This is a genomic window from Dactylosporangium cerinum, assembly GCF_042653625.1.
In the GTDB taxonomy this organism is placed as follows: domain Bacteria; phylum Actinomycetota; class Actinomycetes; order Mycobacteriales; family Micromonosporaceae; genus Dactylosporangium; species Dactylosporangium cerinum.
Map to the genome: position 1 here is coordinate 174,724 of NZ_JBHSIU010000030.1, position 11,667 is coordinate 186,390.

The 11,667-nt window shown below is 71.2% G+C and carries 9 protein-coding genes and 1 pseudogene; 2 read left to right on the forward strand and 8 right to left on the reverse strand.

Annotated elements, in window-relative coordinates; genetic code table 11:
* Positions 1-32 precede the first annotated feature (32 nt).
* From ACFPIJ_RS25955 to ACFPIJ_RS25965, 3 genes are all read right to left on the reverse strand, one after another.
* On the reverse strand, positions 33-4,091 hold the full coding sequence (locus ACFPIJ_RS25955) for a molybdopterin-dependent oxidoreductase (RefSeq protein WP_380118113.1): 4,059 nt from the start codon (positions 4,089-4,091) through the stop codon (positions 33-35).
* 105 nt (positions 4,092-4,196) lie between these two features.
* Positions 4,197-4,664 carry a nitroreductase family deazaflavin-dependent oxidoreductase gene (locus ACFPIJ_RS25960; protein ID WP_380118115.1) on the reverse strand — a complete coding sequence of 156 codons (468 nt, stop codon included), beginning with the start codon at positions 4,662-4,664 and terminating at the stop codon, positions 4,197-4,199.
* Complete coding sequence (locus ACFPIJ_RS25965; RefSeq protein WP_380118118.1) at positions 4,654-5,928, reverse strand: MFS transporter; 1,275 nt, start codon at positions 5,926-5,928, stop codon at positions 4,654-4,656. Before ACFPIJ_RS25965 ends, ACFPIJ_RS25960 begins: the two co-directional genes overlap by 11 nt.
* A 26-nt stretch (positions 5,929-5,954) precedes the next feature.
* Here ACFPIJ_RS25965 and ACFPIJ_RS25970 point away from each other — a divergent pair, with 26 nt between their 5' ends.
* Positions 5,955-6,842 carry a winged helix-turn-helix transcriptional regulator gene (locus ACFPIJ_RS25970; RefSeq protein WP_380118120.1) on the forward strand — a complete coding sequence of 296 codons (888 nt, stop codon included), beginning with the start codon at positions 5,955-5,957 and terminating at the stop codon, positions 6,840-6,842.
* 33 nt (positions 6,843-6,875) lie between these two features.
* Here the strand turns inward: ACFPIJ_RS25970 and ACFPIJ_RS25975 are convergent, their stop codons facing one another.
* The 3 genes from ACFPIJ_RS25975 to ACFPIJ_RS25985 form a co-directional block, all read right to left on the reverse strand.
* The gene (locus ACFPIJ_RS25975; protein WP_380118122.1) at positions 6,876-7,334 is read right to left on the reverse strand and encodes a pyridoxamine 5'-phosphate oxidase family protein; all 459 of its coding nucleotides are present in this window, start codon (positions 7,332-7,334) and stop codon (positions 6,876-6,878) included.
* A 98-nt stretch (positions 7,335-7,432) separates the two neighbouring features.
* Entirely contained in the window at positions 7,433-9,487 is a 2,055-nt protein-coding gene (locus ACFPIJ_RS25980) for a hypothetical protein (protein ID WP_380118124.1), read from the reverse strand.
* A 128-nt stretch (positions 9,488-9,615) separates the two neighbouring features.
* Positions 9,616-10,164, reverse strand: coding sequence for an AAA family ATPase (locus ACFPIJ_RS25985; protein WP_380118127.1), 549 nt, complete (start codon positions 10,162-10,164; stop codon positions 9,616-9,618).
* A 192-nt stretch (positions 10,165-10,356) separates the two neighbouring features.
* Here ACFPIJ_RS25985 and ACFPIJ_RS25990 point away from each other — a divergent pair, with 192 nt between their 5' ends.
* Positions 10,357-10,770: a VOC family protein gene (locus tag ACFPIJ_RS25990; protein ID WP_380118129.1), complete on the forward strand. Its 414-nt coding sequence runs from the start codon at positions 10,357-10,359 to the stop codon at positions 10,768-10,770.
* 41 nt (positions 10,771-10,811) lie between these two features.
* Here the strand turns inward: ACFPIJ_RS25990 and ACFPIJ_RS25995 are convergent, their stop codons facing one another.
* Both ACFPIJ_RS25995 and ACFPIJ_RS26000 read right to left on the reverse strand, forming a co-directional pair.
* Positions 10,812-10,985 carry a hypothetical protein gene (locus ACFPIJ_RS25995; protein WP_380118131.1) on the reverse strand — a complete coding sequence of 58 codons (174 nt, stop codon included), beginning with the start codon at positions 10,983-10,985 and terminating at the stop codon, positions 10,812-10,814.
* 381 nt (positions 10,986-11,366) lie between these two features.
* Positions 11,367-11,597 (reverse strand): annotated as a pseudogene (locus ACFPIJ_RS26000) (helix-turn-helix domain-containing protein); the annotation flags it as partial.
* Positions 11,598-11,667 lie beyond the last annotated feature (70 nt).

Consider the following 11,667-nt stretch of genomic DNA (forward strand, 5'->3'; position numbering starts at 1 on the left):
CCTAACGTCGAAGACGCATCACCTTAGCGGTGTCAGTACACGTCCCGGACGTAGCGTTTGTCGGCGGCGAGCTGCTTCACATATGCCTCGGCGGCGTCCGGAGTGAGGTGGCCGTGGGCGACGGCGATCTCGCGCAGGGTGCGATCGACGTCCTTCGCCATCCGGCTCGCGTCGCCGCAGACGTAGAAGTGGGCGCCGTCCTGCAGCCACGACCACAGCTGCGCGCCGTGCTCCCGCATGCGGTCCTGGACGTACACCTTGTTGCGCTGGTCGCGGGAGAACGCGAGGTCGAGGCGGCTGAGGGTGCCGGCGTCGCGCAGGGCGAGCAGTTCGTCGGCGTAGTAGAAGTCGGTGCCGCGCCGCTGCTCGCCGAAGAAGAGCCAGTTCGCGCCGCGGGCGCCGCGGGCCTGGCGCTCGTGCAGGAAGCCGAGGAACGGCGCCACGCCGGTGCCCGGGCCGACCATGATCATGGCGGTGGCGGGGTCCGCCGGCGGGCGGAAGTGCGGGGCCCGCTGGACGAAGACCGGGACCTCGCCGCCGGCCGGCAGGTCGGCCAGGAACGTGGACGCGACGCCCTTGCGGATCTGACCGCGGATGTTGGGGAACCGCAGCACCGACACGGTGAGGCTGACCCGGGTGGGGTCCAGCAGCGGGGTCGAGGAGATCGAGTACTGCCGAGGCTGGAGCCGCTTGAGCACGCCGGCCCACTCCTGGGCGGTGGCGTCGACCGGCCACTCGGCGACGACGTCGATGGCCTGCCGGCCCCACGTCCACTTCGCCAGCTCGCCCTGGTTGTCGGGGCGCAGCAGGGTCTTGAGCTGGGGGTCGCCGTTGCGTTCGGCGACGAACCGCAGCAGGTCCGGGCTGATCTTCGCGATCTCGAGGCGGCGGTGCAGCGCGTCGGTGAGCGGGAGCGTGCCGTGCTGGGCGAGGTCGACCGGGTCGTCGGCGCGCAGGCCGGTCACCTTCAGCCACTCGCCGACCAGGTCGGGGCAGTTGACCGGCCAGACGCCGAGGGAGTCGCCGGCCTCGTAGGGCAGGACGCCCTCGTCGGTCTCGAACGTGAACTGCCGGACCTCCTTCGCCGACCCGGGCAGGCTCAGCAGCCGGTTGCCGGTGAGCCGGGACGTCACCGGCTGGTTGCGGGTCGGCACCGGCAGCGCGGCCCGCCGGCCGGGCGTGGTGCGCAGCGCGGCGATGACCTGGTCGAGCCAGTCGGCGGCGGCGGGCTGGTAGTCCGGCTCGCAGTCGACGCGGGCGGTGAGCCGGGTCGCGCCGAGCTCGCTGAGGCGGGCGTCGAGGCGCCGGCCGTGGCCGCAGAAGTCGTCGTAGTTGGAGTCGCCGAAGGCCAGCACGGCGTACCGGCGGTCGTCGAGGCGCGGCGTGTCGGGCCCGTCGAGGGACTGCCAGAACGCGGCGCCGTTGTCGGGTGCGTCGCCGTCGCCGAACGTGCTGGTGATGATGAGCAGGTCGGCGGGACCGTTGAGGGTGTCGACGCCGACGTCGGCCATGCTGCGCACACTCGCCTGCCAGCCGGCCTCGGCGAGGCGCTTGCCGACGATGCCGGCGAAGTCCTCGGCGTTGCCGGTCTGCGACGCCCACAGCACCTGGATCGCGGGCCCGGCCGCCTCTTCGGTGGCGACCATGACGGCGGGTGCGTTCGCAGGGATCCTGGAGTACCGGCCGGCGAGCAGGCCGTTGACCCACAGGATCCGCTCCGGGGCGATCGGCGCGGAGGCCGGCAGGACCGGGACGGTGGTGTGGTCCGGAGGGGCGGCGGTGAGCGCGTCGAGGAAGCCGGCCAGGTATCGCTTCTCGTCGTCGGTGAGCACCGGCGGCACCGGCGGCAGCCCCAGCAGCGCGCGCAGGTCCTGCCCACCGCCGCCAGAGCCTTCCGACATTTCCGAAATTTCGGGAATGTCGGCCACACGGGTCAGGGACACCGCGCAGACCTTCAGCTCCGGCTGGAACGAGATCGGGTCGACGGCGTCGTTCGTCACGGCGTTGATGCTGAGGTATTCGCCGAACAGGTCGTTCCAGTGGAACGGCGCGAAGCAGCCGCCGGGCATGACCCGGTCCGTCACGACGGCCGGCAGCACCGCCCGGCCCCGTCGGGACGCGACCTCGACCCGGTCGCCGTCGCGGACCTCGAGCCGCGCCGCGTCCGCCGGGTTGAGCTCCACGAACGGCCCCGGGTTGAGCTTGTTGAGCTTGCCGACCCGGCCCGTCTTCGTCAGCGTGTGCCACTGGTGCTGCAGCCGGCCGGTGTTGAGCAGGAACGGGTAGTCGTCGTCGGGCAGCTCGGCCGCCGGCAGGTGCGGCCGGGCGTGGAAGACCGCCCGCCCGCTCGGCGTCGCGAACGCCAGCCGCGGCCGGGTGCCGTCGGGCGCTTCGAGCAGGCGCTGGCTGACACCGTCGTTGAGATACCGGATCGGGTTGCGGGCCGCCGCGCCGGGCGCGGCCGGCCACTGCATCGGGCCCTCGCGCAGCCGGTCGTAGCTCACCCCGCGCAGGTCGTAGCCGGTGGCGGGGTTCCAGAACGCCTGCAGCTCGGTGAAGATCTCCTCCGCACTGGAGTAGTCGAACGCGGCGCCGTACCCGAGCTCTGTCGCGATCCGGGCGATCAGCTCCCAGTCGGGCAGTGCGTCCCCGGGCGGCGGCACGGCCCGGTGCACGAGCGTCAGCGAGCGCTCCGAATTGATCATGATGCCGTCGGTCTCGCCCCAGATGGTCGCGGGGAGGATCACGTCGGCGTAGGCGTTGGTCTCGGTGTCGCCGTAGACGTCCTGCGTGATGACGAGCTCGGCGGCCTCCAGGCCCTCGATGACGGTGCGGCGGTTGCCCACCGACGCGACCGGGTTGGTACAGATGATCCAGCAGGCCTTGATCTTGCCGTCGGCCATCTGCTGGAACATGTCGACGGTGCCGGTGCCGACCTCGGTGCGCAGCGTGCCGCGCGGCAGCGCCCACCGGTCCTCGACGAACGCCCGGTCCTGCTCGACCAGCACGGACCGCTGACCGGGCAGGCCGGGGCCCATGTAACCCATCTCGCGGCCGCCCATCGCGTTGGGCTGGCCGGTCAGCGACAGCGGCCCGCTGCCGGTGCGGCAGATCGCGCCGGTGGCGAGGTGCAGGTTGACGAGGGCGTTGGTGTTCCAGGTGCCGTGCGTGGACTGGTTGAGCCCCATCGTCCAGCAGCTCACCCAGTCGTTCGCCGCGCCGATCAACGCCGCGGCGGTCCGGAGGTCAGCTTCCGGGATGCCGGTGATCTCGGATACGCGGGTCGGGGTGTAGTCGGCCAGGAACGCGGGCATCGCTTCCCAGCCGTCGGTGTGCGCGGCGATGAACTCCTCGTCGATGTGACCGGCCTCGACGAGCAGGTGCAGCAGCCCGTTGAGCAGCGCCAGGTCGGTACCCGGGTTGATCTGCAGGAACAGGTCGGCCTTGTCCGCGGTCGCGTTGCGTCGCGGGTCGACCACGATCAGCTTGGCGCCGGCCTTGATCCGGTCGAGCATCCGCAGGAACAGGATCGGGTGACAGTCGGCCATGTTCGCGCCGATGACGAAGAACACGTCGGCGTGGTCGAGGTCGTCGTAGGACCCGGGCGGCCCGTCCGAGCCGAGCGACAACTTGTAGCCGCTGCCCGCGCTCGCCATGCACAGCCGCGAGTTCGACTCGATCTGGTTGGTCCCGATGAAGCCCTTCGCCAGCTTGTTCGCCAGGTACTGCGCCTCGAGCGTCATCTGCCCCGACACGTACAGCGCGACCGCGTCCGGCCCGTGCTCGTCGATGATCGCCCGCAGCTTTCGTGCCGTCTCGGCGATCGTGGCGTCGAGGTCGGCGTCCTGCGGCGCGGCGCCCCGCTCCCGGCGGACCCTCGCGGTGCCGAGCCGGCCCGGCGCGGCCAGCATGTCGGCGCTCGTCGCGCCCTTGGTGCACAACCGTCCGCGGTTGGCCGGGTGCTCCTTGTCACCGGCGGCCTTGAGCACCTTCGACCGGCCGTCGGGCCCTCGGCCGATGTCCAGCACGATCCCGCAGCCGACGCCGCAGTACGAACACACCGTCCTGACCTGCGTGTTCAGTGCTGTCACAGCCACACTCCTCGCTCCGGCCGACACCGTCGCGTCGACCGTGACGCTGGAGGGAGCATAGGAACGGCGCGTTACACCCGCGTCACGCCGATCATCGCCGCGTCGTTACGCCGGTCCCACATCGATCCCGGTCCCGGTGTGAAGGCGCTCCAGCACCACGACCGGGATCTCGCGGGCGGCGGCGGCCCGGTACTGCTCGTACCGCGGGAAGATCGTCACCATCGTCTGCCACAGCGCGGGGCGCTCCTGCGCCGTCGCCGTCCTGGCCCGCGCCGCGAACCGCTCGGTGCCGACCTGCAGGTCGACGTCGGGCGTGTCACACAGGTTGAGATACCAGGCGGGATGCCCGGCCGACCCGCCGTTGGACGCGACCACGACCAGGTCGTCCCCGGCGCGGCCGTAGATCAGCGCGGTGCGCCGCAGGACCCCGGACCGGCGGCCCCGGACGGTGATCAGGAGCGTCGGCAGCCCCTGATACAGGTGCCCCTTGGTGCCGCCGCTGTCGACATAGGTGCGGATGTGCCTGGCCACCCAGCCGGTGGCACTGTCCACGATCGGTTCTTCAGTCGTCATCGGCGTCGATGGTACGGCGCTCCGGCTGGAAATCGGTCAGTTCCCGCAGGTGCCGGACCGGTGACAGCACCAGCGCGAGCGGCGCGGCGAGGACGGCCGCGGCGAACAGCCACAGCGTCACCCGCCCGCCCAGCGGCCCCGCGAGCGCACCCGCGACGAGGCCGCCGACGGGGATCGCGCCCCACGACACGAACCGCACCGTGGCCATCACCCTCGGCAGCAGCTGCGGCGGGCTGGCGATCTGCCGGTAGGTCCTGGTGGTCACGCTCAGCACGACCACGCCACCGGCGAACACGACGTTGCCGGCCGCGAACGCCGCGTAGGCCGCCCAGCCGGTGCCGGCCGGGATGAGCGCCGCCCCGGCGACCGTGGTGAACCCGGCCCAGAGCAGGGCCCGCGCGGACCCGAGCCGGCGGGTGATCCGCGGGGTCAGGGCGGCCCCGGCGAGCGAGCCGATCCCCTCCACGGCGAGCAGGAAGCCGACCAGTGCGGCCGGCGCGTGCAGCTCGCGGACCAGATACAGCGGGTACACCGCCAGCTGCGCCCCGCAGACGAAGTTGACGGCGGTGGCGGTCCACATCCCCGGCCCCATCACCGGGTGCCGGACCACGAACCGCCAGCCCTCCCGGATCAGGCCCTTCTGGCCCGGTGCACCGCGGACCCTGCCGCCCCGAGCCGGCAGGGTCCGCAGCAGCGCGGCGGAGACGAGGTAGCTGGCGGCGTCGACCAGCACCGTCACGACCGGCCCGAGCAGCTGCACGATGAGCCCGCCCGCGGACGGCCCGCCGAGCTGGGTGGCGGCGTGGGTGGCCGACACCAGGCTGTTGCGGGCCTGCAACCGCTCCCGCTCGACGATCTCCGGCAGGAACGTCGCGTTGGCCACGTCGAAGATCACGTTGGCGAAGCTGATCACGAGCGCCACGACGACCAGCTGCGCCACGCTGAGCCACCCGAACCACCAGGCGAGCGGCACCGACCCGACGGCGGCGGCCCGGGCCAGGTCCGCGCCGATCTGCGCGCCGCGCAACGGCAGCCGCTGCACGAGCACCCCGGCCGGCAACCCGATCACCAGCCAGGCCACGTATCCGGCCGCGGCGATGAGCCCCATCTCGAACGGCCCGGCGTCCAGCACCGTCAGCGCCGTCAACGGCAGCGCGACCGCCCCGACCGCCGACCCGGCGCCGCTGGCGGTCCCCGCCGCCCACCAGGTCCAGAACACGCCCCGCTTCGACAGGTCCGGCTGCCGCACCATGGTGAGTTCCATAATGGAACGCACTATAGTTGGTGTTCGTGGACCGCGCTGCCCTCACCGACGCCGACTGCGGCATCAGTCAGGCCCTCGGCGTCATGGGCGACGGCTGGACGTTCCTGATCGTGCGCGACATCGCCGGTGGCACCACCCGCTTCGACGCCCTGCAGCGCGCCCTCGGCGTCAGCCGCCGCGCCCTCACCGAGCGCCTCGGCCGGCTCGTCGAGCACGGCGTGCTGCGGCGCCGGGAGTATTCGGCCCACCCGCCGCGGTATGACTACCTGCTCACCCCGAAGGGCGAGGGCCTGCTCCCGGTGCTGGTCGCCCTGCAGGACTGGGGCACCCGGCACGTCATGGGCACCGGCACCCTCACCGCGACCGCCGACAGCGCCTCCGCCGAGGCCCGCCGGGTGCGCGCCCTGACCGGTCGGCGCCTGCCCGGCGTCACGCTCACCGCCCACGACGGCACCCTGGTCGACCTCGGCGCCCAGGTCTCATGGACGGTGCTGTACTGCTTCCCGGGCGCCTTCGCCCCCGACGCCCACGGCTACCCGCCCGGCTGGGGCGACATCCCCGGCGCCCCTGGCTGCACCCTCGAGTCGCTGACCTATGCCGCGCGCCATCCCGCGTTCCTGGCCAGGGGCGCCGCGGTGCACGGCGTGAGCACTCAACGCCCGGACCAGCTCGCCGCGTTCGTGGCGCACGCCCGGCTGCCGTTCCCGCTGCTGTCGGACCAGGACAGCGCCCTGGCCGCCGGGCTGCTCCTGCCCACGTTCCGCGCCGCGGGCGTCGACCGGCTCAAGCGGCTGACCCTGCTGGTCGACCCCACGGGCACGATCCGCGAGGTCCAGTTCCCGATCACCGACCCCGCCGCCTCCGTCGACGACGTCCTGGCCGCACTGGACCGCCTGGCCACGCTCACCGCGTGACGGCGGCGCGCCCATCGGGCCGGCTGTCCGGGTTCACAGGGTGACGGCCGCGCGCCCGTCGGGCCGGCTGTCCGGGTCGAGGGTCCAGTGCTCGCGGATCGTCGCCCGGTACATGCGGTAGATCCCCTCGCCGGTGACCTCATCGATCTTCACCCGCCGTCCACCCTTCGGCAGCGCCGCGTCACCGTACGCCGCCGCGACCGCCGCGACTGCCTCCCCCGTCACCTCGGCGGCGACCCCGCACATGTACACGGCCATGCCGTCGCCAGGTTCGACGCGCGAGTCGTACACCACCAGACTCACGTCGGGGCGCTCACCGATGTTGCGGGAGTGCCGCGCCTCGGGCGACGACATCCAGATCACCTCGCGATATCCGCTCAGCGTGTAGAACACCGGCGACACCCACGGCGTGCCGCCCCCGTCGGCGGTGCCGAGCACCACGTATCGCCCCTCGTCCAGCACTGCCCGCGCAACATCCTCGAATGCGACCATCCTCGCAGCGTATGACCGACCCGCCCGCACCGCGACAGATACCGCACGCCCGGCCCGCCCGAGATCACCTCGGGCGCGCCGGGCAGCGCGGTGCGGGACTACCAGGCGATGGCCTGCTCCCACGTCCGGACATAGGCCTCGGCACCGGCCATGAGCTGCTGCCGGAGCAGGGGGCTGTCGCTGCCGGCCTGCTGGATGAGGTCGGTGGTCCAGTCGGCGAACAGGCCGTACTGCGCGGCGCCGTCGGTGTTGACGTCGAACGTGCGCGACCCGAAGACCTGCTTGCTCACCGTGGTGCCGTTCGGCGCGGTGAACGGGTAGATCAGCGGGCTGGCCGAAGCGTTCGGGCGCGGGTTCGCCTGGTCGCCGAGGCCGTTGACGTCGGTGCCGTAGCCGTAGCCGGTGATGGCGTTGCCGTGCGGCGCGGCACGGTTGGCGCGCCACTCGCTGAGGAACTCCGGCACCGAGTTGGCATACGTGGCCACGAACCCGCCGAGCCCGAGAATCCGGTCGATCATGGTCGGGTCGGACCAGCTGTGCACCGAGGTGACGCCCGGGTAGTGCGCCGCCGCGGCCATGTCCAGCACCGCGGTCGCGGTCTTCACGCTCATGTGGTCGACGTGGATGATCATGCCGCGGTCCATCATCTTCTGGATGAGGTACCGGCCGAGGCTGGTCAAGCCGCGCGTGTTGCAGATCTTGCCGCTCGGGTACACCGGCAGCACCGCCCCGGCGGGCAGGCTCACCACGCCGAAGCTCAGCAGCTTGACGAGGTCGTCGCTGACCAGCGGCTGCTCGTTGTCCGACGGGCCGGTGCAACTCGTGGCGGTCCACCAGTGCCCGGTGGACAGCAGGTTGCCCAGGTTGACGAACGCCCCGCTGAGGCCCGCGTCGAACCGGGTGCCGCCGAAGGCGTTGTCGAACTTGTGGATCGGATACAGGCCGGAGACGCCGAGCGCCTGCAGCTCGTTGAGGCCGGCGTCGATCTGCGCCGTGGTGCACTGCGGGACGTCGTTGACCTCGCGGCAACCGAAGATCTCCGAGTTCTCCACGCCGATCGTCACGGCCAGCTTGCCCTGCGCGGCGACGCTGCGCACCTGGGCCGGCGTGGTCGCGATGCGGAACCAGCCCTTGCCGGCGCCGCCGTTCTGCGCGTCGATGTAGTCCTGCATCGAGTACAGGTACCGGGACTGGACCCGGATCTGGTCCATCTCGTCGCAGGACGTGTCGCGGTAGGGGAACAGCTCGCAGATGGACCTGTTGGCGACGAGCAGCGCGTTGAGCACCCGCTGCCCGGCCCGCCAGGACCGCTCGATGCCCCGGTAGTAGGACTGCTCGTGCAGCAGCGAGTTGTGCTGCGGCCAGTCGCCGAACGTCGGCCAGCCGTCCTCCGGCGAGTTCACCGCGTCCGTGCCGCCGACGATCGCCTCGAACAGCGCGCCCACGTTGAGGCTGCGGTGGGTGTCGCAGCCCGCGAGCGCCACCTGCACGCCGCCGGACGCCCACGCCTCGCCGCAGTGCATCTGACCGCCGAACGCGGCGGCGGCGGTGATGTGGGCATGCGCGTCGATCGTTCCCACGAGCTTGCCACTGCCGTCGACGCCCGGCGCGGCGTTCCCGGTGACACCCGGGTCGATGTCGGGCGGCGTGAAGCACCCCGCCGCGGTGGCCAGGGCGACGGTGTACGACGAGCCGGCCGCACCGAGACTCCACAGGAACGAGCCCATGACCTGGCCGGTGGCCGTGGCGGTGAACCGGTAACGGTCACCGACCTTGACCACCGTGAAATCGGCCCGGTCGCCGTACGAGTCGCCGGCCATGATGAAGCTGACGACGCTCTGGTACGCGGGCTTGCCGTCGGAGCCGATGAGCTCGTAGCGGCCGAGCTGGGTGGCCTCCAGGCGGAACGACGTGGCCGCGGAGGCAGAGGACGTGAAGCCGTAGCCCGCCCCGCTGCGCACCACGTAACCAACCGAGGTGGAGCCGTTGTAGACCCGCAGCGAGGCACAGGTGCCGTCCAGCGCGTCGGCGTTGGCCGTGATCGCCGCGGCCGAGGCGGCCGGCACGGCGACGACCGTGGCCGCGACGAGCGAGAGGAGCACGACGGAGGTGAAGGAGATCAGGCGGGATGGGTGGCGCAGCGACAGGGACATGATGGCGGTGCCCCTTCCTACGTGCCGGAACGCACGATCCGGCGACCGGATTGAAGTCAGATCAGCGTCCGATAGACCCCGGTGACTGTCAACAGGAGGCGAGAAATTTTCGACTTTTGGGTGGGCGGCTACCCGGCCCACGACCGGATGCACCCGTCGATGAGCTCCACCCGCTCCTCGACGGTCCCGGCGGGCACGTCGACCAGCTCGAAGCCGTGGTCCCGGTACGCCTGCTCGTGGAAACGCTCGAACGCCACCGACTGCTCGAGGCTGATCCGGCGCACCGCCGTCGGCGTGATGAACCCGAGCAGCTGCACGAAGAAGACCCGGGGTTGATAGGTCCCCTCCGCGGCCACCCGGTCCAGCTCCTCCGCCAGCACCGGCGACACCGGCAGGCCGAGGTAGCGGGCCAGGGCGAGGGTGCAGAACGGCGACCGGTCGAAGACCTGGACCGCGGTCGCCGGCGCCGCGGGCTGCTCCAGCCGCTCCCGCTGCAGGCGCGTGATCGCGTCGATGAACCCGGGATCGCGCCACGCCTCGTCGCGGCCCAGGGCCTGCAGTCGGATGTTGATGTCGGTCGCCGCCTCGTCGACCACGGCGTATCCGCGGCCCCGCAGCGCCGCCACGACCGTCGTCTTCCCGGCGCCCGGCGCGCCGGTGATGATGTATCGCCGCATAAGGGCGACTCCTTTCGGGCATGGTGGTGAGCCGGCACCCTCGAAGGGCCGGCGAGCGATGGGATTTGGCCGCGCAGTCGCGGCGAGGAGACCGGCGATCCGGTCAGCTACGAGCCGATGCGATGTCCGCACGGGCGAGCCGTCCACCGATAATAGGCCAGGCTCGGGCCGCCGAGCTTCTATGGTGGGCCGATGGCATCGGTCAAGCAGTTCCAGGTCACCTTCGACTGCGCGGAACCCGTCCGCGTCGCCCGCTTCTGGTGCGAGGCGTTGGGCTACGTCCTGCCGCCGTCACTGCAGGACGCCGCGCCGCCACCCGGGGAGCCCGGTCCGGCGTGGGCATCGTGCAGCGATCCCACCGGTGTCGGCCCGCGGTTGTACTTTCAGCGCGTCCCCGAAGGCAAGGTCGTCAAGAACCGGGTGCACCTCGACGTGCGGGTCGGCACCGGTCTCGTGGGCGAGGCACGCGTGGCCGCGCTGGAGGCCGAATGCGCACGACTGATCCCGCTCGGCGCGACCCGCGTGCGGCTCCTGGTCGCCGACGAGGACAACGAGTCATGCCTGCTGATGGAGGACGTCGAGGGCAACGAGTTCTGCCTCGACTGAACCCCCCGCGAAGAATTTCATGGTGCCGGCGATAGGCCTGCCTACAGCGGCTCGCCGGTGAGACTGCTGAGAAATGCCGCAACACCGTTTCCGACGGACGCAAATCCCGAAGCAATTCCACCCAGGACAGCGGACATCGGCCCGGGCGCCTTCCAGAACAGAAACAGAATGAGTGCGAGGATGACCCAGAAAAGCGGACGCCCGGAGACATTCATCGATCGCTCCCCCCACTGGTACGGCCGATGCACCTGCAGTATCGGGGCAGGCCATGGGTTTGTCCAGGGTCGACTTCTGGACAGGGCAGGCCCTGCTCAAATCGTCGCAGACAGCATGAAGCGCGCTATCTGCATCGCGCCGTAAAGCGTCATTTCGTCCGGATACATCCATTGACTTCCGACTTCGCCCTGAGGCACTTTCGACCTGGGTGAGATCGACGTGGGGAACCCTCCCGATCCGATCTTCAGCACTGAGCCATTTTCATCCTGATTAGCGGCTGGTCTCGATCCGGTGCAGGACGAGGATGGCCTGCACGATCGTGGTGGCTCGGCGTGGGCAGCAGCGCATTTCGTCAGGATCTTCCAGGTCTTGAAGGCGGCGATCGCTTCCTGTACGTAGCGCCAGGCGGTGGCGACGCCGATGCCAAATCCGGCAGCGAGGCGGGCGTAGGTGTCACCGTTGCGGAGGTGGGCCAGGGCGAGCAGTGCCTGCCGGCCCGGAGCCAGACGACGTCACCGGGATCGATGCTGCGAGCGGTGGCGGCGAATACAGCCGGCGAGATGGTTCAGGGTTCGGCTGGACAGCGGGATCGTGGCGGGGTACGACAGCACAGCGAGGGTCCCGGTCGGGGCATCGGACGCTTCTATAGATGTGCCGGTTCCGGGAGGGATTGGTACCGGT

Excerpts from the sequence above, each read along its gene's own strand:
- ACFPIJ_RS25990 (WP_380118129.1), top strand. The coding sequence starts at position 10,357 with ATGGCATCGGTCAAGCAGTTCCAGGTCACCTTCGACTGCGCGGAACCC.
- ACFPIJ_RS25985 (WP_380118127.1), bottom strand. The coding sequence starts at position 10,164 with ATGCGGCGATACATCATCACCGGCGCGCCGGGCGCCGGGAAGACGACG.
- ACFPIJ_RS25980 (WP_380118124.1), bottom strand. The coding sequence starts at position 9,487 with ATGTCCCTGTCGCTGCGCCACCCATCCCGCCTGATCTCCTTCACCTCC.
- ACFPIJ_RS25975 (WP_380118122.1), bottom strand. The coding sequence starts at position 7,334 with ATGGTCGCATTCGAGGATGTTGCGCGGGCAGTGCTGGACGAGGGGCGA.
- ACFPIJ_RS25995 (WP_380118131.1), bottom strand. The coding sequence starts at position 10,985 with ATGAATGTCTCCGGGCGTCCGCTTTTCTGGGTCATCCTCGCACTCATT.
- ACFPIJ_RS25965 (WP_380118118.1), bottom strand. The coding sequence starts at position 5,928 with ATGGAACTCACCATGGTGCGGCAGCCGGACCTGTCGAAGCGGGGCGTG.
- ACFPIJ_RS25960 (WP_380118115.1), bottom strand. The coding sequence starts at position 4,664 with ATGACGACTGAAGAACCGATCGTGGACAGTGCCACCGGCTGGGTGGCC.